The organism is Mycolicibacterium sediminis, assembly GCF_010731735.1.
GTDB classification, from domain to species: Bacteria; Actinomycetota; Actinomycetes; order Mycobacteriales; family Mycobacteriaceae; genus Mycobacterium; species Mycobacterium sediminis.
In genome coordinates this window covers 3,106,490-3,128,103 of sequence record NZ_AP022588.1, presented here as the reverse complement: position 1 = coordinate 3,128,103, position 21,614 = coordinate 3,106,490, and the positions used below count along the sequence as shown (strand labels likewise).

Genomic DNA, 21,614 nt, shown 5'->3' with positions numbered 1-21,614 from the left:
CTGTCGAAGTTACACCACCGGCCGCCTGAGGCTCAAAAGCACTGGTCAGGGCACCTCTCCGCCGGCGTCCGGGCCCAGCGGGCGGGCCTCGGTGTGCTCCGCACCGGGCCGTGGGCGCGTTTCGGGTGCGAACACCCAGAACACGGCGGCCACGAGCAGGATGGCGCCACTGAACGCGAAGGCCGCCCCGTAGGAGAGGTGCTGGGCGATCTGGCCGACGGCGAGCGAGCCAAGGATGGCGCCGAAGTCCGACGTCATCTGGAACGTCGCCACGGCCGTGCCACCGCGTGCCTTGCTGCCGACGATGTCCGCGACGGCCGCCTGCTGCGGCGCGATGAAGATCCCGGTCGCCGCACCCGTCACGAACGCGGCAGCCAGGAACAGCGGCAGCGACGCGGTGTACCCGACCAGGACGGTCGTCGCCGCGGCCACGGGCAGCCCGATCAGCAGCGGTATCCGCCGACCCACCCGGTCGGACAGCCACCCGCTGATGATCACCACGGACACGTTGCCCACCGCGAACGTCGCCAGCGCCAGCCCGGCGACGCCGGCACCGCGATGCAGCACCTCCACGACGAACAGGGGCACGAGGGCGACCCGCAGCCCGAACGCCGACCAGCCGGTGGCGAAGTTCGAGGCCAACGCCGCCCGGTAGGCGCGGTTGCGCAGCGCTGCCCCCACGCTCAGCGCCGTCTCGGTCAGCTCGCCCGGGGTCGCCAGGGACGAGGTGCGCAGCATGATCAGCACGACGCCCGCCGCGATCAGCAGCGCGACGCCATAGATCACGAACGGCATCGACAGGCCCAGTCCGGCGGTGAGGCTGCCCAGCACCGGCCCCAGTACCGACCCGACGAGGAACGCTGAGGTGAACATGCCGGACACCCGACCGCGGGCGCCGGGCGGGGAGATCCTGATCATCAGCCCGAGGGACGAGACGGTGAACATCGCCGAGCCCAGTCCACCGAGCGAACGGAACAGCAGCAGCTGCCAGTAGGTCTGCGCGAACGCGCACGCACCGGTCGACAGCGCCACGATCAGCAGCCCGCTGACATACACCCGGCGCTCGCCGAACCGCTGCACCAGGATGCCCGCGGGCGGCGCGCCCACCAGCCGCATCAGCGCGAATGCGGTGATCACGAACGTGGCGGCGCTGATGCTGACGCCGAAGTTGCGCGCGTACTGCGGCAGCACGGGCGCCACCACGCCGTAGCCGAGGGCGACGACCACGTTGCAGAAGATCAACACCCAGATTTCGCTGGGCAGCTTCTCCTTTAGGGGCGCGGGACAGTCGGCCTCCGCGTCAGAACTCACGCTATGACTGTATTCACCACCTCGCGAGCGGCCTCCTGCACCTCCGCCAGATGCTCGGGACCCTTGAACGACTCGGCGTAGATCTTGTAGACGTCCTCGGTGCCCGACGGCCGCGCCGCGAACCACGCGTTCTCCGTCGTCACCTTCAACCCGCCCAGCGGCGCACCGTTGCCGGGCGCGGTGGTCAGCTTGGCCGTGATCTGCTCGCCGGCCAGCTCGGTGGCACTCACCTGCTCGGCCGACAGCTTGGCCAGCCGTGCCTTCTGCTCGCGGTTCGCGGGCGCGTCGACGCGGGCGTAGGTCGGCGCACCGTACTTCTCGGCCAGCTCGGCGTACCGCTGCGACGGCGTCGACCCGGTCTTCGCGAGGATCTCCGAGGCCAGCAGCGCCAGGATGATGCCGTCCTTGTCGGTGGTCCACACCGATCCGTCGGTACGCAGGAACGATGCCCCGGCGCTCTCCTCACCGCCGAAACCGATGGTGCCGCCGATCAACCCGTCGACGAACCACTTGAACCCGACCGGCACCTCGACCAGCTTGCGGCCGAGGCCGGCCACCACCCGGTCGATGATCGAGCTGCTCACGGCGGTCTTGCCGACGGCCGTCGACCCGGGCCAGCCGGGACGGTTCGAGTACAGGTAGTCGATCGCGACGGCGAGGTAGTGGTTGGGGTTCATCAGCCCGCTGTCGGGGGTGACGATGCCGTGCCGGTCGGAGTCGGCGTCGTTGCCGGTGGCGATCTGGTAGTCGCCGATCTTGTGGATGAGCGACGCCATCGCATTGGGCGAACTGCAGTCCATCCGGATCTTGCCGTCGGTGTCGAGGGTCATGAACCGCCACGTCGCGTCGACGAGCGGGTTCACCACGGTCAGGTCGAGCTGGTGGGTCTCGGCGATGGCCTGCCAGTAGTCGACGCTGGCGCCGCCGAGCGGGTCGGCGCCGATGCGGACGCCTTCGGCGCGGATCGCGTGGATGTCGACGACGTTCGGGAGGTCGGCGACGTAGGCGTTCATGTAGTCGTGACGCTCGGCGGAGTTCAGCGCACGCGTCAGCGGGATGCGCTTCACGTCCGCGAGTCCGCCGCGCAGGATCTCGTTGGCGCGCTTGGCGATCACCCCGGTGGCGTCGGTGTCGGCCGGGCCGCCGTTGGGCGGGTTGTACTTGAACCCGCCGTCGCGCGGCGGGTTGTGCGACGGCGTGACGACGATCCCGTCGGCCAGGTCGCTGTCCCGCCCCCTGTTGAAGGTCAGGATCGCGTGACTGACGGCCGGGGTGGGCGTGTAGCGGTCGGCGGCGTCGATCATCGCGACGACGTCGTTGGCGGCCAGCACCTCGAGCGCCGACGCCCACGCCGGCTCCGACAGTGCATGGGTGTCCCGGCCGATGAACAGCGGTCCCGTGGTGCCCTGCGACGCGCGGTACTCGACGATCGCCTGCGTGGTCGCCAGGATGTGCGACTCGTTGAACGCCGTGTCGAGGCTCGACCCGCGGTGTCCGGACGTCCCGAAGGCCACCTGCTGATCCACGTCCTCGGGGTCGGGCACCAGCGTGTAGTAGGCGGTCACCACCTGAGCCACGTCGATGAGGTCGTCTGGTTGAGCCGGTTGCCCGGCGCGTGGGTTGGCCATGACGTCGATTCTGCTCTGCTTCGGCCACCCGCACTGCCCGGTCGCCGAGAATTCGCCGAGCGATCACCGCTGGGCGCCGCGCAATCATCCGACGGGCGGCGACGCCGCCGTTGGTAGCGTGTCGGGTAGCCGTCCCGATCGACGGGGACGCGAACGGATGAGGGCGGTCAGAAGCCATGGGCTGCAATGAGTGTTGACGACGTCGACGTCCTGGTGATCGGCGCCGGCCTGGCCGGCCTGCGATGCGCGGCCGTGCTGGCGGCGGCCGGCAGCGACGTCCGGGTGTGGGAAGCGGCGGACGACGTCGGTGGCAGGGTCCGCACGGACCTCGTCGACGGGTTCCGCTGCGACCATGGGTTCCAGGTACTCAATCCCGCCTACCCGGAACTGCCCCGCGCCGTCGACGTCGACGCGCTGCGACTGCAGGGCTTCGGGCCCGGGGTGGCCGTCCGCCGCGACCGCGGGTCGACGGTGTGGGTGCACCCGTTGCGCTCCCCCGCACGGGTGCCGGCGATGCTGGCTCGCGGCGGTCTCGGGCCCCGCAACCTCGTGTCGGTCGCGCGGTGGGCGACGCCCGCTCTCCGGCCCAGAGCGCTCAAGGCCGCGTCGAACGACACCTCGATGCGCGATGCGCTGGACGCGGCGGGCGTGCGGGGCGAGTTGCGCCGGGTGATCGACCGCTTCCTGGCGGGCGTGCTCCTCGAGGACTCCGGCGAGACCTCGAATGCGTTCGTGCTGTTGCTGCTGCGCATGTTCGTCTTCGGCGTCCCCGCGCTCCCGGCCGGCGGCATGCACGCCCTGCCCCGGCTGCTGGCCGAGCCGATCGAGGCGCGAATCGACATGCAGCACAACGTCGTCGGGATGTCGCGCGACGGCGGCGAGTGGCGGGTCGAGAGCCCGGGCGGGTCCATCCGGGCCCGGCACGTCGTCATCGCCGCCGATCCGGTGACCGCCGCTGGTCTGGCCGGGCTGCCCGAGCCGCGCATGCGCTCGGTGGTGACCGACTGGTGGGCCGCCGACGAGGCGCCGACCGACCCGCCGATGCTGTGGGTCGACGGCCGCACCCATCCGACTGGGCCGGTGCTGAACACCTCGGTCATCAGTGCGGCGGCGCCGACCTATGCGCCGGCGGGGCGGCACCTGATCGCCGCCTCAGCGCTCGTCGGCGCGGACGGCGTCGAACCCGACGAGGCGGTGGTCCGCCGTCATGCGGGCGACATCCTCGGCACCGACGCCAAGCGGTGGGAGCGGCTGACCCGTCACGTGATTCCGGGCGCTCTACCCGCCCAGCCTCCGCCCCTGGCGGCGCGCCGGCCGGTGCGCCTTCCGGACGGCCGCTGGGTCTGCGGCGACCACCGCGACACCGCGTCCATCCAGGGTGCGCTCGTCAGTGGCCGACGCACCGCCGAGGCCCTGCTGCGCGCCGGCAAGTGACGCTCAGAGCGCCCACGCCAGTGCGAGGCCTGCCGCGCACGCCGCGACTGCCAGCAGCAACGACACCGTCGCGTTGACCAACGCCATCAGCCGTCGACCCTGCTGCACCAGCCGGACCGTCTCGAAGCTCGCGGTGCTGAAAGTGGTGTAGCCACCGCAGAATCCGGTGCCGATCACCGTCTGCCACACCGGGGACCCGCCGTCGAACAGCACGATGCCTGCGAGGACACCGAGCAGTAGCGACCCGGAGACGTTGATGGCCACCGTGGCCCACGGGAACGGTGACTGCCACCGTCGCTTGACCGCGGAGTCGAGGCCGAAGCGGGTCACGGCACCGACGGCTCCGGCGAGGAAGGTCAGCAGGGCGATCACGCCGTCCGCTCCCGAACGCTCGCGGCGAGGACGATTCCGCACCACGCGGCGAGGACGCCGCCCACGACGCTGCCGACGCCGTAGCCGATCGCGATGCCGGCGTGCCCGTTGCGGCCGAGCAGCACCACCTCGAGGGCGAAGGTGCTGTAGGTGGTGAACGCGCCGCAGAACCCGGTACCCGCGATCAGTCGCGTGCGCTGCCGCCGGCCCGAGTCGTCGCCGAGCCGTGCCAGTCCCTCGAGGAGTGCGCCAAGGACGAACGCGCCGCAGAGGTTGATCAGGAACGTCGCCCACGGCCATCCCGCCGCATCGTGCGGCAGCAGCCCCTCGACGAGGTACCGCAGCGCGGTGCCGACCACGCCACCGGAGAACACCAGTGCCCACGCCGACGGCCGGAGATGCAGCGGCGGCCTGACGGCGACGTCGGGGTCGGACGGGAGTTCGGCGTGCGTGTCGACGGGATCCGGCTGGTCCCCCGGCTCACCGCTCACGATCACCTCGTCTCGGGCGGGTTCCGTCACCACGTCGCGAGGACTTTACCGCCGTGTCCGAGGCCGGTTCCGAACGGCCCGGGACAGCCATTTGTAAGCCTAGCCTCACTTAACTCGGCGGTGTACTGTCCCCGGCCATGGAGAGGTCACACTCGGCGTCGGTCAGCGCCGCCCTCAGCGAGATCCTGCGCGAGGACATGAACGTGGACGTCAGCCGCGTCACCCGGGAATCCCGCCTCATCGACGACGTCGGTCTCGATTCCGTGGCGTTCGCCGTGGGCATGGTCGCCATCGAGGACAAGATCGGCGTCGCCCTCACCGAGGAGGATCTGCTCAGCTGCGACACCGTGGGTGAACTCGAGGACGCGATCCTCGCCAAGGTGCCCGCGGCGCCCAGCAACCCGTGAACGTCCTCGCATCCGCTCTGTCGGAGGCGATGACGGCGTCACCGAACGCCTTGGCGGTACTGGACACCGATACCCACGCGTGGCAGCGCCATCCATGGGCCGAGGTGCACTCGCGCGCCGAGAACGTCGCCGACCGCATCGCCGACGACGGAGCAGGTGCCGTCGGTCTCGTCGGCGAACCGAACGTCGAGTTCCTCGCCGCGATCCCCGGGACGTTCTTCGCGGGCAGCGCCCTGTCGATCCTGCCGAGCCCCGTTCGCGGCGCCGACGCCGATGCGTGGGCGCGCAACACCATCGCCCGGTTCCGAGCGCTCGGGGTGACCACGGTGTTCAGCCACGGTCCGCAACTCGACCTCCTGCGTGACCGCGACGAGGCGATCGTGGTCCACGACGTCGCACGCGTCGCCCACGACCGGCGCTCCACGACCTTCCGCGGCGCCGACAGCGGAGACGTCGCCATCCTGCAGGGCACGGCCGGCTCGACCGGCACGCCGAAGGCCGCCCGCATCTCTCCCGCCGCCGCGCTGGCGAACTACGGCGGCCTGATGCGGCACGTCGACGTCGACCATCGCAGCCGCGCGCACAGCTGGCTGCCGATCTACCACGACATGGGGCTGGCCTTCGTGCTGACGAGCGCCCTTGCCGGAGCGGAACTCTGGCAGGCGCCTACCGCGGCATTCGCGGGCAACCCGTTCGGGTGGCTGACCTGGCTCACCGAGAGCCGCGCCACCATGACCGCGGCGCCCAACATGGCCTACAACGTGATCGGCAAGTACGCCAAGATCGTCGGCGACGACGTCGACCTGAGCCACGTCGGGTTCGCCCTCAACGGTGGCGAACCCGTCGACTGCGACGGCACCCGGCGCTTCGCCACCGAGATGGCGCGCTTCGGCTTCGATCCGAAGGCACTGGCGGCCTCCTACGGTCTCGCCGAATCTACCTGTGCCGTTACGGTTCCCAGGCCGTTCTCGGGTCTCGACGTCGACGAGCCGGCCGTCCGGGCCGACGGCGGCGAGGCGACGCGCCGGTTCGCCGTCCTGGGCGACGCGATCCCCGGCATGGAGGTGCGCATCGACCTCGACTCCGCACGCGATACCGAGGTGCTGGGCCGCGAGGTCGGCGACGTCGAGGTGCGCGGCACGTCGTTGATGACCGGCTACGTCGGCGAGGCCCCCGTCGATCCGACCGCGTGGCTGCCCACCGGCGACGTCGGCTATCTCGTCGACGGCCGCCTCGTCGTGTGCGGCCGCGCCAAGGAACTCATCACCGTCGCGGGCCGCAACGTCTTCCCCACCGAGATCGAACGCATCGCCGCCCGGGTCGACGGCGTCCGCGAGGGTGCGGTCGTCGCGATCGGAACCGGCGAGTCGACGGCGCGTCCCGGCCTGCTGATCGCCGCGGAGTTCAAGGGCACCGACCAGCCCTCGGCCCGCAGCGAGGTGGTGGCGCTGATCGCATCCGAGTGCGGCGTGGTCCCGGCCGACGTCGTGTTCCTCGAGCCCGGCACGCTTCCGCGCACGTCCTCGGGCAAGCTTCGCCGCCTCGAGGTCAAGCGAAACTTGGAGGAAATTCGACGATGACGACCACCGAGGGCTACACCGAGCTGCTCGACCGCGTCTTCGACGACCGCGTCGTCAAGTGGACCGCGCACGCCGAGGAGACCGAACACTTCCCCCGCGAACTGATCGAATACCTTGGCAGCAGTGGGGTATTCGCGGCCAAGTGGCCAGAGGGCCGGCAGAACTCCGACGTGGCCAAGGTGATCGCCCTGGCCCGCAAGCTCGGCCACCTCGGATCGGCGGGCATCGGAGTCGGCGTGGGCCTGCACGACTCGGCGATCGCGATCCTGCGCCGCTTCGGCAAGTCCGACTACCTCAGGGACATCGCCGAACGGGCCATCCGCGGCGAGGCCGTGCTGTGCATCGGGGCCTCCGAACAGTCCGGCGGGTCCGATCTGCAGATCGTCGGCACGGAGGTCCGCACCGAGGGCGACGGCTTCCATGTGACCGGCATCAAGAAGTACGTGTCGCTGTCCCCCGTCGCCGACTACGTCATGGCCGTGGCCCGCAGCGTCGACCACGACCCGAACAGCAAGCACGGCAGCGTCGTCGTCATCGCCGTCCCGTTGGCGCAGTGCGAGGTCCAGACGCCCTACCGCAAGGTCGGTGCCGGACCGCTCGACACCGCTGCCGTGCACATCGACACCTGGGTACCCGCCGACGCACTGGTCGCTCGCGCCGGGATCGGCCTGGCGGCGATCTCCTGGGGCCTGGCGCAGGAACGGATGTCGGTTGCCGGCCTGGTCTCGTCGTCGGCTCAGCGCGTCCTCGGGATCACCCTGGCGCGCATGATGACCCGTCGCCAATTCGGTCACACGCTCTACGAGCACCAGGCGCTCCGATTGCGCATGGCAGACCTGCAGGCCCGGGTGGACATGCTGCGCTACGCCCTGGACGGCGTCGCCGCGACCGGGAAGCTCGACCTGCGCACCGCCGCCGCGATGAAGGTCAGCGCCGCACGCCTCGGCGAGGAGGTGGTCAACGAGTGCATGCACATCTTCGGCGGGTCGGGCTACCTGGTGGACGAGACGCCACTCGGACGGTGGTGGCGCGACATGAAGTTGGCCCGCGTCGGCGGCGGCACCGACGAGGTGCTGTGGGAGTTGGTGGCCGCGGCGATGAAGCCCGACTACGACGGCTACGCGGAGTTCGAGCAGCTCCCGTAATCCCCCACGTTCCTCGCCGAGCAGTCCACTTCGTGGCTCCAGTGAAATCCCCTCACTTGCCGCAGATCAGGGGAGTTGACGTCTGCTCGCGGAAAGAACTCAGCCGAGGGGCTTCGGCGCGTCCTCCGGAGTGCGGGGCAGCGCGTAGAGCGCCATCCGGCGGTTGGCCATGTCGTGCTCGCCGAGGAACGTGCACCCGGCCCACTCGCAGACCGCGCGGGCGCCGGCGTTGCGGTGGTCGGGGTCGAACATGATGCGGCGACAACGGGGTTCGAGGTCGAACAGGCTCGCCATGACCCGCGGCAGCAGGATCGGCGCGAAGCCCTTGTTGACGAACGCCACGTCGGCGATAGCGGCGTGCACGCCAAGGTCGTGCGGATCGCTGTCGTAGCGCGGCGCGATGGAGTCCTTGGCGGCGCGATACACCTCGAGGTAGGCGATCTGCCGGCCCTTGAAGCTTCCGACGAACGGACGCGAGTACTCGCCGGCGAGTTGCGCGCGCAGGAAGTTGCGCCACCACCCCGGCGGGTTGTCGTACTCCCACGCCTCGGCCAGGTGCGGGCGGTTCATCCACTCCGAGATGAGTTCGGCGTCGGCAACCGGATCGGCGGGCCGGAACGAGTACGGCTCGGCCAGCACCGGCGTCCTCGGCGCGGGGACCGCACGCACCTCGTCGCTCACCGACGTCAGCTCACGCGGGAGGACGGGGACGGCGTCATCGATATCGGTCATCTCGACGTCGGAGCCTACCGGACCAGGTAAGGGTAGCTTGCCCTACCTTCAGGTCGCCCGAAGGAACATCAGGGCGTCCCACGCCCCGAGTTCCAGCGTCGCCGACTCCAGCGCGTCGGTCGCGCCGGCTCCGTTGCCCAGCACCAGGCGGGCGCCCACCCACTCCGCGCCGACGTCCACCGTCCGGGGCTCGCGTCCGCAGTTCGCGATCACCAGCAGCGCATCGTCGGCGGTGGCGCGGACGTACGCCCAGACGTGCGGATCGTCCTCCAGCATCGGCGTGAAGTCGCCGTCGACGAGCGCCGGCAGCTCGTGCCGCAGCGCGATCAGCGACCGGTAGTGGGCGAACACCGAATCCGGACTCCCGACCTGCGCGGCGGCGTTCAGCCAGTCGTGGTTGGGGTTCACCGGTAGCCAGGGGGTGCCGGCGGTGAAGCCGGCGTTCGGTCCGGCATCCCACTGCATGGGCGTGCGTGCGTTGTCGCGGCCGAACCTCGCCAGACCCGTCAGCGCCGCCGCCCCGTCGCCACCGTCGTCGGTGACGGTCCGGTAGTAGTTCCGTGCCTCGAGGTCGACGAAGTCTCGGTCGGAGGCGAACGGGTAGTTCGTCATCCCCAGTTCCTCGCCCTGGTAGACGAACGGGGTGCCGCGCATGCCGTGCAGCACCGTGCCGAGCGCCTTGGCCGACGCCGCCCAGTACTCCGGGTCGTCGTCGCCGAATCGGGACACCACGCGCGGCTGGTCGTGGTTGTTCCAGTACAGGCTGTTCCACCCGACGTCGGCCAGCGCCGCCTGCCACCGGTGCAGCGACCGCTTCAACACCACCAGGTTCAGCCCCGCGTCGACGTACTTGTCTGCGGGATCCTGGTCGACGGACATGTGCTCGAACTGGAAGACCATATTCAGTTCGGCCCGTGCGGGATCGGTGTAGAGCCGGGCCTGATCGGTGGTGACGCCGGGCATCTCGCCCACCGTGACGTACTCACCGTCGCGTCCGCCGAACACCGTCGCGGTCATCTCGGCGAGGTACTCGTGTACGTGCGGCCCGTCGGCGAACTGATCCAGGGCGCCCACGAACCGCTTCCCGGGCACCGGCGTCGTATCGGGCAGTCCGTCGCGCTTGGAGATGAAGTTGACGACGTCCATGCGGAAGCCGTCGACGCCACGGCCGAGCCACCAGGACATCATGTCGTGCACGGCTTCTCGGACCTCGGGGTTCTCCCAGTTCAGATCCGGCTGCTTGGGGTCGAAGAGATGCAGGTAGTACTGACCGGTGGCCTCGTCCCAGGCCCAGGCCGAGCCGGAGAACAGCGAGGCCCAGTTGTTCGGTTCTGCACCGTCCCTGGCGTCGCGCCAGAAGTACCAGTCGCGCGTGGCGGACTCCCGGGACGACCGCGATTCGACGAACCACGGGTGCTCGTCGGACGTGTGGTTGACCACCAGGTCCATGATCAGCTTCATCCCCAGCCGGTGTACCTCGGCGAGGAGGTCGTCGAACTGGGCGAGGGTGCCGAACATGGGGTCGACCTCGCGGTAATCGCTGATGTCGTAACCGTTGTCGACCTGCGGTGAGCGGTAGATCGGCGACAGCCAGATCACGTCGACGCCCAGCTCCCGCAGATGGTCCAAGCGTGCGGTGATGCCGCCCAGGTCGCCGATGCCGTCACCGTCGGAGTCCGCGAAGCTGCGCGGGTAGATCTGGTAGACGACGGCGGTCTTCCACCACTGGTCGGTCACATTCGACTCCTGATCACGTTGCGATACACGGTGACATAGCGATCGACCATGGTGCCCACGGCGAATCGCTCGGCCGCATGGTCGGCAATGGCGCGGCGGTCGAGTCGGCCCACGTCACCGACCGCCGACACCGCCCCGTCGACGTCGTTCACGAGGAACCCGGTGACCCGGTCGGTGACGAGTTCGGGCATCGACCCGCGCGCGTAGGCGATCACCGGCGTCCCGCAGGCCATCGCCTCGACGACGCTGTAGCCGAACGGCTCGTCGAAGTCGATCAGGTGGAGCAGCGCCCAGGCCCCGCCCAGCACCTCGGCGCGGCCCGCGGCGTCGACCGAGCCGAGGTAGCGCACCCGATCGCCGTCGACATGCGGTTCGACCTCGGCGCGAAAGTAGTCCTCGTCCTGGATGATTCCCGCGATGTCGAGACGGCGGCCGCATCGTCGGGCCACCTCGATCGCGTGCGCGGTGCCCTTGTCGGGGTGGATCCGCCCGAAGTACAGCAGGTGTTCGCCCGGGTTGGGATGCGCGGCGAACCCGTCGAGGTCGATGCCGTGGTGGATCGTTGCGGCGTAGTGCAGCTTCGGGTGACGGTCCGCGTCGCTGATGGACACGTACGCCGAGGTCGCGTCATAGCGCTGGTAGACGGGCACGATGCACTCCGAGGAGAAGCCGTGAATGGTGGTCACCATGGGCGTCGCGACGAGGTCGCCGTAGGTCAGGGGCAGGAAGTCGAACCCGTTGTGGATGACGTCGAAGTCCGCTGCCCGCTCGAACAGCGAGGCGATGTGCAGACACTCGGCGACCTTCGCGTCGATCGTCGGGTCCTCGGACCAGCCGCACGGTGAGGTCGCCCGGAGTTCGGCCGTCGTGACCGAGTCGGCGGTGGCGAACAGGGTGACGTGATGTCCCGCCGCCACGAGTCCCTCCGTGAGCAGCGAGGCGAACTGCTCCCACGGCCCGTAGTGCCGGGGCGGCGTCCGCCAGGCGATCGGAGACAGGACTGCGACGCGGAGCGGGTGGTCGGTGGAGGGGATGGGGGTCAGCCTACGCGGGCGACACCATCGGCTCGGCCTAACCGCCGAGCAGCACGATCCCGGCACTGATCAGCGCCGCCACCTTGACGATCTCAAACCCGACATAGGCGAGGTGTGCGATCGAGCGGGCCCGCTCCTCACCCGCCAACACCGACGCCGTCCGCTTGGCGAGCATCGGCCGGATCAGCACCGTCTGGATCAGCAGCGCCGCCACGGCCGTGGTGATCGACACGCTGACACCCGTGGAGGTGTCGTGGGTGAACAGCGTTGCGGCGATGACGATCGCGAACACCAGTTCGCAGAAGTTCAGCGCGCGGAACACCAGCCGCCCGATGCCGAGGCCGAGCTGCGTGGTCACTCCCGGCGCGCGGAACTTCAACGGCGCCTCCAGGAACGAGATCGCCAGCACCATCCCCAGCCAGACGAACACTGCGCCGACCGCGACGCGCGAACTCAGGTCCACGGCCGCAGCCTACGACAGCGGTCGGCCCGCGCGGGTGTGCAATCGTGGAACCATGGCCGACGTCGACGACCGCGATCGCCTGGCGGAACTCGTCCGGTGGGAGGACGCGGGCGCCACCTGGGAGGTCGTGGCACGCACGCCTCGCGGCGTCACGATCGCCCTGCTCCGCTGCGATGGCGGCGAGGAGGTCGACCGATTCACCTCGGACGATCCCCGCCTGCTCGCCTACGTCGACCGGTAGCGGGTCACAGTCCGCGCTTGCGCCCGAACGACGTGGTGCCGTTGCGCCGCACCATCGCCACGGTGGTGGCGATCTTGCCGCGCCCCAGGTCGGGTTCGAGACCGGCGCCCACGCGGTGCAGTTGGTCGGTGTGCCAGCTGAGTTCGAGGATCCCGTCGAGCGACTTGAGGTCGACCACCTTGCCGAGGACGCCGCGCAGGCCCGCGCGAACCCGATGCACCTCGAGCTGGTCCGAGCGTCCCGTCAGGATGGCGTCGGCGGCGTCGGTGGTGGTCACCGTGGGCCGGCCCAGCCCGATGACGTCGCACTCTCCGCCGGCCACCGCCTCGGTCATCGCGGCGCGGGATCGGAAGCCACCGGTCACCGCGATCGGGACGTCGCCGACGACCGCGCGCACGGTGCGCGCGTACTCCAGGAAGTACGCCTCACGCGCCTTCGTGCTGTCCGCGGCCGCACCCATCATCGCGGGTGTCTCGTAACCGCCGCCGCTGACCTCGATGAGGTCGAGCCCCTCCCCGGCGAGTGCGGCGAGCACGCCGCGCGACTCGTCCTCGGTGAAGCCGCCGCGCTGGAAGTCCGCCGAGTTCAGCTTCAGACCCACGGCGAAGCCCGGCGAGACGCGCGCCCGCACGCGGCGCACCACCTCGATCAGGAAGCGCATGCGGCGCTCGGGGTCGCCGCCCCATTCGTCGTCGCGCTGGTTGGACAGCGGCGACAGGAACTGAGCCACCAGGTAGCCGTGGGCCCCGTGGATCTGGACGCCGTCGAAGCCCGCGGTCTCGCACACGGCGGCGGCCGTCGCGAAGCGCTCGATCACGTCTTCGATCTCCGCCGACGTCAGCTCGCGGGGCGTCGGCGAGCCCGGCAGGGTGAGCGGGATGGCGCTGGGTGCCACCGGCCGGTGCCCCAGTGCCAACGGATTCGACTGCCGTCCAGGGTGGTTGAGTTGCACCCAGATCGGGACGCCGCCGTCCTTGGTGGCCTTCGCCCAGCGGGACAGCGCATCGAGGTCGCGCTCGTCCTCGATGACGACGTTGCCGGGCTCGCCCAACTGGGTGCGATCGACCATGACGTTGCCCGTGACGACCAGGCCGTAACCGCCGGCGCTCCACGTCGAGTAGAGGCGTTCCAGGCGGTGGTCCGGCGCGTGAGCCGCGTTCCCCAGCGCCTCGCTGAGCGCGGCCTTCATGATCCGGTTGGGCAGCACCTGCCCGCAGGGCAGTGTCAGCGGCTCGTGCAGGGTCGTGTGCTGGGGTGGGGTGGTCATGTCGCCTTTCGGACGTGCGGACGCCGGTGGCGGGCGTCGAGGTATACCGACTGGTATAGCGGTCCTCGCCACCGTAGTAAACCGATTGGTATATTGCAACCATGCGCGTACGGGAACGACTGACCACGGCCACCGCCGCCCTCATGCAGCGCCACGGGGTGGCCGGGACCGGCATCGCCCAGATCCTCGACGCGAGCGGCGTGACCCGGCGGTCGATCTATCTGAACTTCCCCGGCGGCAAGGCCGAGTTGGTCGCCGCCGCAACGCGATCCGCGGGTGACGAGATGACCCGGACGGTGCGCGAGTACATCGACGAGCCCAACCCCGTCGCCGCCTTCGCGCACATGTGGAGCGACGTCCTGGTCGACAGCGACTTCGAGGGCGGCTGCCCCATCACGGCCGCCGCGTGCAGCGGCGACGAGTCCCCGGACGCCAGGGTGGCCGCCGCCGACGTCTTCCGTGGATGGTCCCGACTGATCGCGGAACGACTGGTGCGCGACGGGATCGCCGAGGACGTGGCGGACTCGCTGTCGACGACGGTCGTCGCCGCACTCGAGGGATCGGTGATCCTCTGCCGCGCCGCCCACTCGACGACTCCCCTGACGCAGGTGGCCCACCACCTCGAGGAACTGATCGCGGCGAATCGGCCGCCCGCGGTGTAGCGTCCTCGTACACCAATCGGTTTACCACGGGAAAGCTCGGCGAAAGAAGGAACACATGCCCTCCGTACTGGTCACCGGCGCAGGCCGGGGCATCGGCCTCGCGATCACCGAGCACCTCAGCCGCCGTGGCTGGGAGGTGTACGCCGCCGCGCGCTCCGAGGACTCCCTGCGGGAACTCGACGCCATGCCGCACGTGCACGCCGTGCCCCTCGACGTCACCGACCGCGCAGCCATCGCCGCACTTCCCGACCACCTCCCCGCGACGCTCGACGGCGTGGTCAACAACGCCGGCATCCTCGTCGGCGGACCGGTGGAGGGGTTGAACCTCGACGACCTGTCCCGCCAGTTCGACGTCAACGTCACCGCTCAGATCGCGGTGACGCAGGCCGTGCTGCCGAAGATCCGCGCCGCCCGCGGACGGGTGCTGTTCATCTCGTCGGTCAGCGGATTGATCACCACACCCGGCACGGGCGCCTACTGCGCGTCGAAGTACGCCGTCGAGTCGCTCGCCGACGCACTGCGAATGGAACTGCGACCGTGGAAGATCCACGTATCGCTCATCGAGCCCGGGCCCATCCGCACCGACATGTGGGGCGACATGCTCACCGAGCACGACCGCATGGTGGACGGGCTCGACCCCCGGCACCGCGAGCTGTACGGCCCCCACCTCGCGGGCTCACGCAAGATGCTCGGCAGGATGCAGAAGCTGGCCGCCGATCCCAAGAAGGTGGTCACCGCCGTCGACCACGCGCTGACGTCGAAGCGCCCGAAGCGTCGCTATCTGCTCGACACCGTCAGCCGCGTACAGAAGCTCGTCGTCGGCCTGACGCCGACCGCCGTCAACGACGCCGTCCTCGCCGCCGCGACCACGTCACGCTCCACGTAGTCACCCGGTGTGCCACGCTGGACGGCGTGATCGTCGCCTTCAGCCTCACCCCGTCCGCCGCCGCCGACGACGGCGGGGTCCATCGAGCGGTCGCCGAGGCGGTGCGCATCGTGCGCGCGTCGGGTCTCCCCAACGAGACCAACGCGATGTTCACGAACATCGAGGGTGAGTGGGACGAGGTGATGGCCGTCGTCAAGCAGGCCGTCGACGCCGTCGCAGCGGTGTCGCCACGGGTGGGCCTGGTACTAAAGGCCGACATCCGGGCCGGCTACACCGGCCAGCTCACCGCGAAGGTCCAACGCGTCGAGGACGCGCTCGACTCCTGACGTCGGTCAGTTCGCGAACGCCTGCCCGAGCAGGTCGTGCGGAATGGCGTGCACGGTCATCCCATTGCGCCCCGTGATCGTCGAGGCGGCGACCATCGCGTTCACGATCGCCTCCTCGGTCGCCTCGATGGTCAGGTCGAACAACCGCGTCATCAGCTGCGGCGCAACCATCCGCAGCGGAACCTCCGGCGCTCCGGCGTCCACGTCCTCGAGCCACGCGTAGGCCGGGATGCCCCGATTGCCCGTCGCGAACGCCAGCATCAGGTCACCGCTGTACTGCTCACCCCTGCCGCCGACGTTCGCGACTCCGAGTGCAGCGCGCTGAGCGAGACGGGCGCACTGGTGCGGCAGCAGCGGGGCGTCGGTCGCCACGACGACGATGATGGAACCCGAGCCGCGCTCGTAGCCGGCCGGCACGCCCGGCAGCGGCACGCGGTCGGGCCCGATCAGTTCCCCGATCGGACGGCCGTTGACGCGAAGGTGTTCGCGGCGGCCATGATTGGCCTGCACCAGCACTCCGACGGTGTACGTGCCCGCAGAGGTGTCGGTGACGCGTGACGCCGTACCGATGCCGCCCTTGAACTCGTGGCAGATCATCCCGGTGCCGCCGCCGACGCCGCCCTCCTCCACCGGACCCCCGGCAGCGGCTGCCAGCGCCTCGTGCACGTGGCCCGCGGTGACGTGGTGGCCGTTGATGTCGTTGAGCAGGCCGTCGTACGTCTCGCCGACGACGGGCAGCGACCAGTAGATCCCCTCACCGCGGGCCTCGATCTGCGCGGCGACCAGGGCGTCGCGCACCACGCCGACGCTGTGGGTGTTGGTCAACCCGATGGCGGTCGTGAGTTCACCCGACTCGCGGATCCACTCGAGGCCGGTCAGCTCACCGCTGCCGTTGAGGCGGTGGGCTCCGGCGAAGACCGGTTCGCCCCAGATGCCGTCGTGTGGCACGACCACGGTGACGCCGGTGTGCACGGCGGGCGGACCGTCCGCGTGCAGCGTGACGTGCCCGACGCGCACGCCGTCGACGTCGGTGATGGCGTTGTGCGGACCCGTCGGGAACCGTCCGACGACGATGCCGAGGTCTCGAGCGCGCATGTCATCCTCCAGTGGTCGTTGGTGTGCGCAGCGTCATGGCGCGACGACCCACTCGCCGCGTCGCATCACGCCCGCCACGGTGAGGTCGTCGTCGAGCACCACGAGGTCAGCACCGTCGCCGGGGGCCAGCGCGGCCACCGGAAGGCCCAGTGCACGAGCCGGATTGAGCGAGGCCTGGCGTACGCCCAGCAGCAGCGCGTCGTCGCGGGGCAACCCGCAGTGCTCGACGGCGAACCGGAACACCCGGTCCATCGTCGCGGTGCTCCCGGCGATGGTGTCGGTGCCCGCCACGCGTGCGACGCCGTCGACGACGTCGACGGCCAGCGGTCCCAGGTGGTACACGCCGTCCGACATGCCGGTCGCGGCCATCGCGTCGGTGATCAGCGAGACGCGGTCGGGCCCGGAACTGCGGGTCACGTGCCGATAGATCGCCGGGTCGACGTGCACGCCGTCGGCGATCACCTCGACGGTGACCCGTGGGTCCTCCAGCAGGGCGACCACCGGTCCCGGTTCGCGACGGTCGATGGGACGCATCGCGTTGAACAGGTGCGTCCCCACCGTGGCGCCGGCCTCGATCGCAGCCCGGGTGCGGGAGTACGTGGCCTCGGTGTGCCCTACCGCCGCAACGACTCCCGCGTCGACGAGCTGCGCGATCGCCGCCAGTGCGCCGTCCCGCTCGGGCGCGATGGTCACCATGCGGACCGCCCCAGCACCCGCGTCGAGGATCCCGTCGATCTCGCCCGGATCGGGGTCGCGCATGAGCGCGGGCTGATGGGCGCCGCACCGCAGCGTGGACAACCACGGGCCCTCGAGGTGGATGCCGTCGAGGTCGACGTCACGGGCCAATTGCCCGACCTGGCGCAGCAATTCGTCGGGTCCGGCGGTCACGAGTGAGGCGATGATCGCCGTGGTGCCATGCGCCCGGTGCAGTGCGACGGCCGTCGACGTCTCGTCGCGCGACGCGATCGAGAAGTTGCCGCCACCGCCCCCGTGCACGTGGGTGTCCACGAATCCGGGGACGACGGTCGCGGCACCGAGCTCGTGGTCCGCCGCGCGCGGTGGCGGACCCCCACCGACCGCCTCGACGGTGCCGTCCCGCACCTCGATCCACCCGGGGCGCAACACCTCCAGGCCCGCGACGACGGTGCCGGCAGCGAGCAGCACTCAGATTCCTTGCCACGCGGGCTTGGAACGGTACGTCTCCCGGTAGTAGTCGACGAGCTGCAGCCGGCGGGCCGCCGCGTCGTCCAGGAGCACCGTCACGTGCGGGTGATGCTGCAGGATGGTCGCCGGCCACATCGCGCTCACGGGACCCTCCACGAGCTGGTGGACGGCCTCGGCCTTGCTGCGACCGTTGGCGACGAGCACGACGTGTCGCGCCGCCATGATCGTGGCGAGCCCCTGCGTGAGGCAGTGCGTCGGTACGGCATCGACGTCGTCGCCGAAGAACCGCGCGTTGTCCAGGCGGGTCTGGCGCGTCAGCGTCTTGATCCGGGTCCGCGACGCGAGCGAGGATCCCGGCTCGTTAAACGCGATGTGCCCGTCGGTGCCGATCCCCAGGATCTGCAGGTCGACGCCGCCCGCCTCGGCGATGGCGTCCTCGTAGGCGGCGCACGCGGCGGGGATGTCGTCGGCCAGCCCGTCGGGGCTCCGAACGGCACCCGGCGCGAAGTCGACCTTGGCGACCACGACGGCGTCGATGACGTTGCGGTAGCGCTCCGGATGATCGGCCGGGAGTCCCACGTACTCGTCGAGGGTGAAGCCGCGTGCAAGGGCGAACGACATCTCGCCCGCCCGGTGGCGGGCCGCCAGCTCGTCGTAGATCGCCAGCGGCGACGACCCGGTGGCCAGGCCCAGCACGGCGTCGGGCTTGCGGTCGAGCAGCACTCCGATCGCGTCGGCCGCCACCTCACCGATCCGCCCGGCGTCGGGCAGGACGATGACCTCCACTACGCGTTCGCCGTGAAGAGCGTTGCGCCCGAGTCGACGTCGGCCCCCTCGAGAACCGCCTCCGACGCGACGACGTTGTCCGCCTTCCGTTCGTCCATGACTACCACCGGGACGATGGGGTTGAGTCCCTTGGCCACGATCGCCGGGACGTCGTAGGTGATCATCGGCTGCCCGGCCTCTACGGCGTCGCCCTGGGCCACGTGCGCCGTGAAGCCCTCACCCTCGAGGGCCACGGTGTCGAGGCCGAGGTGTACCAGCACCCCCACCTTGTCCGCGGTGAGGATCACGAAGGCGTGCGGCATGAGCTTGAGCAGGGTGCCCGACACGGGGGCCACCGCCTCGACCACCTGGTGTGGCGGGTCGACGGCGGCGCCGTACCCCACCATGCCCTGGCTGAAGACGGGATCGGGCACGTCCTGCAGGGCGACCGCACGCCCGGCGATCGGCGAGAGGACTGACGTGATGCTCACTGCTGGCTCCTTCGTCCGTGTGTCTCAACCATACGAGCGCGTCGTCAAGTCAGTCCGAGTTCGCGGGTTCTCGTCTAAGCTTCCGCAGAGTTCGGCGGCTGACGGTCGCTGCGGCAGAGGAGGGTCGGACGACGTGAGCGGTACCGCGAAAACCTCGGAGACACAGAAGAAGTCGGGTATGCGGATCCCCGGGTTCGCGCAGTTGCAGCGCCTGGGCAAGAGCCTCATGCTGCCGATCGCCGTGCTGCCCGCAGCCGGCATCCTGCTCCGGCTCGGTCAGCCCGACCTGCTCGGTCGCATCGAGGCACCCGTCATCGGGCCGTTCTTCAAGGCGATGAGCGCGGCCGGTGACGCGCTGTTCGCAAACCTTCCGCTGCTGTTCGCCGTCGGCGTCGCCATCGGTTTCGCCCGCAAGGCGGACGGGTCGACGGCCCTGTCGGCCGTCGTCGGCTACCTGGTGGTCGAGGCGGTGTTCAAGACGATGTCGCCGATCGTCCTCGCCGGTGAGGTGGACAAGGCGGGTGACCAGGCGCAGATCAACTACAGCGTGTTCGCCGGCATCGTCGTCGGCCTGCTCACCGCGTGGCTCTACGACCGCTACCACACCATCGAATTGCCCTCGTATCTCGGCTTCTTCGGTGGTAGACGCTTCGTCCCGATCGTGGTGTCGCTGTCGTGTCTGTTCCTCGCGTTCGCGATGAGCTACTTCTATCCCATCTTCGATGCGGGCCTGACCGGCCTCGGCCAGTTCATCGGTGGCGCCGGTGCGCTCGGGGCGTTCGTCTACGGATTCGCCAACCGGATGCTGATCCCGCTCGGCCTGCACCACATCCCGAACTCCTACGTCTGGTTCATCTACGGCGACTACCAGACCCCCGACGGCAACGTCGTCACCGGTGAGCTGACCAGGTTCGCCGCGGGCGACACCTCGGCCGGACTGCTCACCTCGGGCTTCTATCCGATCCTGATGTTCGGTCTGCCCGCCGCCGCGCTGGCGATGATCCACGTCGCGAACAAGAAACAGCGCAAGGTCGCCGTCGGCATCCTGTCCGCGGCCGCGCTCACGGCGTTCCTGACGGGCATCACCGAGCCGCTCGAGTTCGCCTTCATGTTCGTCGCGTTCCCGCTGTACGTGGTGCACGCCGTGCTCACCGGGCTGTCGATGGCGATCGCCTATCTCCTCGACATCCACCTGGGGTTCTCGTTCTCGGCCGGCCTCATCGACCTGCTGCTCTACGGCACGGCGCCCGCCGCGAAGAACATCCCGCTGCTGATCGGCATGGGCGTCGTGTTCTTCGTCGTCTACTACCTGCTGTTCCGCTTCGCGATCACGAAGTGGAACATGCGCACCCCCGGACGCGAGCCCGAGGCGGAGTTCGACGCCGAGGAGCAGGCGAATCTCGGCGAGGCCGGTGAGCCGACGACCACCGTCTCGGCGGACCACGATCCCGCCGCCGCCGGGTCGGAGGCCGTTGCCGCGGACAGCAGGGCCGAACAGGTGATCGCCGCGTTCGGTGGGCGGGAGAACCTCGTCAACGTCGACGCCTGCATCACCCGTCTGCGCATGGAGGTGGCGGACAAGGACAAGGTGGATCAGGCGCAGTTGAAGCGACTCGGGGCCGCAGGCGTGGTGGAAGTGGGCAACAGCGTCCAGGCCGTGTTCGGCACGCAGGCCGAGGCGTTGAAGAACGACATCGTCGACATCCTGTAGTTCGGGTCACACCCGGCAGATCCCCAGGGACGGCGTCGCACGAGGTTTTGAGTGCGTGACGGGGTGGTAGTCACCCTTCATGATCTTCAACGCCGATGTCTCCAAGCGATTCGTTCTCGCAGGTGTGGCCGCTGCCGCCCTCGCCATCTCCCCTCTCGGTGTGCCCGTGGCGATGGCTGAGCCCGCGCCCGCGTGCGTCGAGGGCAGCGGTCCCGCATGTGCGACCGCAGGCCCAGACGGCGCAGGCGCCAACGTGCCCGGTGCCGGTGCAGTGGCCGGTCCCGACGGTGCAGGCGCCGTCGTGCCGGGTGCCGGTGCGACCGCCGATTCGGGCGGCGCGCAGGCCAACGTCCCCGGCGCCAACGCCGAAGCCGACGGCGGCGGCGCGTCCGCCGTGGTTCCCGGTGCGGGCGTCGTAACGAGCCCCGACGGGGCGTCGGCGAGCGTCCCCGGCGCCAACGCCGAAGCCGACCGCGGCGGCGCGTCCGCCGTGGTTCCCGGTGCGGGCGTCGTAACGAGCCCCGACGGGGCGTCGGCGAGCGTCCCGGGCGCCAACGCCGAGGCCGACCGGGGCGGCGCAAGCTTCTGCATCGCCAACGTCGGGTGCGCCAACGCGGGCTAGTCTCACCCATCCACACGGCAGGCCGGAGTTCTCTCCGGCCTGCCGTCGTG

At 70.1% G+C, this 21,614-nt stretch carries 23 protein-coding genes; 10 read left to right on the top strand and 13 right to left on the bottom strand.

What is annotated here, in order from left to right:
* Nucleotides 1-45 precede the first annotated feature (45 nt).
* Nucleotides 46-1,311, bottom strand: a complete 1,266-nt coding sequence (locus G6N64_RS14955) for an MFS transporter (protein WP_163797765.1) — start codon at nucleotides 1,309-1,311, stop codon at nucleotides 46-48.
* Nucleotides 1,308-2,939 carry a phosphoglucomutase (alpha-D-glucose-1,6-bisphosphate-dependent) gene (pgm, locus tag G6N64_RS14950; RefSeq protein WP_163797764.1) on the bottom strand — a complete coding sequence of 544 codons (1,632 nt, stop codon included), beginning with the start codon at nucleotides 2,937-2,939 and terminating at the stop codon, nucleotides 1,308-1,310. The genes G6N64_RS14955 and pgm overlap by 4 nt, the downstream gene beginning before the upstream one ends.
* A 186-nt stretch (nucleotides 2,940-3,125) precedes the next feature.
* Between pgm and G6N64_RS14945 the strand changes: the two genes are divergently transcribed.
* A complete protein-coding gene (locus G6N64_RS14945; RefSeq protein ID WP_163797763.1) occupies nucleotides 3,126-4,373 on the top strand; it encodes a flavin monoamine oxidase family protein in 1,248 nt (415 codons plus the stop codon).
* Between the two features lie 3 nt (nucleotides 4,374-4,376).
* Here the strand turns inward: G6N64_RS14945 and crcB (G6N64_RS14940) are convergent, their stop codons facing one another.
* Together crcB (G6N64_RS14940) and crcB (G6N64_RS14935) are read right to left on the bottom strand one after the other, a co-directional pair.
* The gene (gene crcB, locus G6N64_RS14940) at nucleotides 4,377-4,745 is read right to left on the bottom strand and encodes a fluoride efflux transporter CrcB (RefSeq protein WP_163797762.1); all 369 of its coding nucleotides are present in this window, start codon (nucleotides 4,743-4,745) and stop codon (nucleotides 4,377-4,379) included.
* Entirely contained in the window at nucleotides 4,742-5,239 is a 498-nt protein-coding gene (crcB, locus tag G6N64_RS14935; protein ID WP_409370812.1) for a fluoride efflux transporter CrcB, read from the bottom strand. The genes crcB (G6N64_RS14940) and crcB (G6N64_RS14935) overlap by 4 nt, the downstream gene beginning before the upstream one ends.
* Nucleotides 5,240-5,373: 134 nt before the next feature.
* Between crcB (G6N64_RS14935) and G6N64_RS14930 the strand changes: the two genes are divergently transcribed.
* From G6N64_RS14930 to mbtN, 3 genes are read left to right on the top strand one after another with little or no spacing between them, the layout of a single operon-like run.
* On the top strand, nucleotides 5,374-5,643 hold the full coding sequence (locus tag G6N64_RS14930) for an acyl carrier protein (protein ID WP_163797761.1): 270 nt from the start codon (nucleotides 5,374-5,376) through the stop codon (nucleotides 5,641-5,643).
* The gene (gene mbtM / locus G6N64_RS14925; protein ID WP_163797760.1) at nucleotides 5,640-7,223 is read left to right on the top strand and encodes a long-chain-fatty acid--ACP ligase MbtM; all 1,584 of its coding nucleotides are present in this window, start codon (nucleotides 5,640-5,642) and stop codon (nucleotides 7,221-7,223) included. Before G6N64_RS14930 ends, mbtM begins: the two co-directional genes overlap by 4 nt.
* Nucleotides 7,220-8,368, top strand: coding sequence for a mycobactin biosynthesis acyl-ACP dehydrogenase MbtN (gene mbtN / locus G6N64_RS14920; protein WP_163797759.1), 1,149 nt, complete (start codon nucleotides 7,220-7,222; stop codon nucleotides 8,366-8,368). The genes mbtM and mbtN overlap by 4 nt, the downstream gene beginning before the upstream one ends.
* Nucleotides 8,369-8,467: 99 nt before the next feature.
* On the opposite strand, the gene G6N64_RS14915 is transcribed toward mbtN, so the two are convergent.
* The 4 genes from G6N64_RS14915 to G6N64_RS14900 form a co-directional block, all read right to left on the bottom strand.
* Nucleotides 8,468-9,100, bottom strand: coding sequence for a GNAT family N-acetyltransferase (locus G6N64_RS14915; RefSeq protein WP_163797758.1), 633 nt, complete (start codon nucleotides 9,098-9,100; stop codon nucleotides 8,468-8,470).
* A 48-nt stretch (nucleotides 9,101-9,148) separates the two neighbouring features.
* Nucleotides 9,149-10,837, bottom strand: a complete 1,689-nt coding sequence (locus tag G6N64_RS14910; protein WP_163797757.1) for an alpha-glucosidase — start codon at nucleotides 10,835-10,837, stop codon at nucleotides 9,149-9,151.
* Nucleotides 10,834-11,754, bottom strand: a complete 921-nt coding sequence (locus G6N64_RS14905; protein WP_246231170.1) for a glycosyltransferase family 4 protein — start codon at nucleotides 11,752-11,754, stop codon at nucleotides 10,834-10,836. Before G6N64_RS14905 ends, G6N64_RS14910 begins: the two co-directional genes overlap by 4 nt.
* Before the next feature lie 154 nt (nucleotides 11,755-11,908).
* Nucleotides 11,909-12,334, bottom strand: coding sequence for a hypothetical protein (locus G6N64_RS14900; RefSeq protein WP_409370809.1), 426 nt, complete (start codon nucleotides 12,332-12,334; stop codon nucleotides 11,909-11,911).
* Nucleotides 12,335-12,386: 52 nt separating this feature from the next.
* On the opposite strand from G6N64_RS14900, the gene G6N64_RS14895 reads away from it, so the two are divergent.
* A complete protein-coding gene (locus G6N64_RS14895; RefSeq protein ID WP_163797756.1) occupies nucleotides 12,387-12,575 on the top strand; it encodes a hypothetical protein in 189 nt (62 codons plus the stop codon).
* Between the two features lie 4 nt (nucleotides 12,576-12,579).
* Here the strand turns inward: G6N64_RS14895 and G6N64_RS14890 are convergent, their stop codons facing one another.
* On the bottom strand, nucleotides 12,580-13,842 hold the full coding sequence (locus G6N64_RS14890) for an NADH:flavin oxidoreductase/NADH oxidase family protein (RefSeq protein WP_163797755.1): 1,263 nt from the start codon (nucleotides 13,840-13,842) through the stop codon (nucleotides 12,580-12,582).
* Between the two features lie 101 nt (nucleotides 13,843-13,943).
* On the opposite strand from G6N64_RS14890, the gene G6N64_RS14885 reads away from it, so the two are divergent.
* From G6N64_RS14885 to G6N64_RS14875, 3 genes are read left to right on the top strand one after another with little or no spacing between them, the layout of a single operon-like run.
* Nucleotides 13,944-14,504, top strand: a complete 561-nt coding sequence (locus tag G6N64_RS14885; RefSeq protein WP_163797754.1) for a TetR/AcrR family transcriptional regulator — start codon at nucleotides 13,944-13,946, stop codon at nucleotides 14,502-14,504.
* A gap of 55 nt (nucleotides 14,505-14,559) precedes the next feature.
* A complete protein-coding gene (locus G6N64_RS14880) occupies nucleotides 14,560-15,390 on the top strand; it encodes an SDR family oxidoreductase (protein ID WP_163797753.1) in 831 nt (276 codons plus the stop codon).
* Between the two features lie 26 nt (nucleotides 15,391-15,416).
* Nucleotides 15,417-15,716 carry a thiamine-binding protein gene (locus G6N64_RS14875; RefSeq protein WP_163797752.1) on the top strand — a complete coding sequence of 100 codons (300 nt, stop codon included), beginning with the start codon at nucleotides 15,417-15,419 and terminating at the stop codon, nucleotides 15,714-15,716.
* Between the two features lie 6 nt (nucleotides 15,717-15,722).
* Here the strand turns inward: G6N64_RS14875 and G6N64_RS14870 are convergent, their stop codons facing one another.
* The 4 genes from G6N64_RS14870 to G6N64_RS14855 are packed head-to-tail and all read right to left on the bottom strand — an operon-like array spanning nucleotide 15,723 to nucleotide 19,231.
* Complete coding sequence (locus tag G6N64_RS14870) at nucleotides 15,723-16,811, bottom strand: P1 family peptidase (protein ID WP_163797751.1); 1,089 nt, start codon at nucleotides 16,809-16,811, stop codon at nucleotides 15,723-15,725.
* Between the two features lie 33 nt (nucleotides 16,812-16,844).
* Complete coding sequence (gene nagA, locus G6N64_RS14865; protein ID WP_163797750.1) at nucleotides 16,845-17,975, bottom strand: N-acetylglucosamine-6-phosphate deacetylase; 1,131 nt, start codon at nucleotides 17,973-17,975, stop codon at nucleotides 16,845-16,847.
* Entirely contained in the window at nucleotides 17,976-18,761 is a 786-nt protein-coding gene (gene nagB, locus G6N64_RS14860) for a glucosamine-6-phosphate deaminase (protein ID WP_163797749.1), read from the bottom strand.
* Entirely contained in the window at nucleotides 18,761-19,231 is a 471-nt protein-coding gene (locus G6N64_RS14855; protein ID WP_163797748.1) for a PTS sugar transporter subunit IIA, read from the bottom strand. The genes nagB and G6N64_RS14855 overlap by 1 nt, the downstream gene beginning before the upstream one ends.
* A gap of 178 nt (nucleotides 19,232-19,409) precedes the next feature.
* Between G6N64_RS14855 and G6N64_RS14850 the strand changes: the two genes are divergently transcribed.
* Both G6N64_RS14850 and G6N64_RS14845 read left to right on the top strand, forming a co-directional pair.
* The gene (locus G6N64_RS14850; protein WP_163801811.1) at nucleotides 19,410-20,942 is read left to right on the top strand and encodes a PTS transporter subunit EIIC; all 1,533 of its coding nucleotides are present in this window, start codon (nucleotides 19,410-19,412) and stop codon (nucleotides 20,940-20,942) included.
* Nucleotides 20,943-21,021: 79 nt separating this feature from the next.
* On the top strand, nucleotides 21,022-21,564 hold the full coding sequence (locus tag G6N64_RS14845; protein ID WP_163797747.1) for a TrbL/VirB6 family protein: 543 nt from the start codon (nucleotides 21,022-21,024) through the stop codon (nucleotides 21,562-21,564).
* The last annotated feature ends 50 nt before the right edge of the window (nucleotides 21,565-21,614 follow it).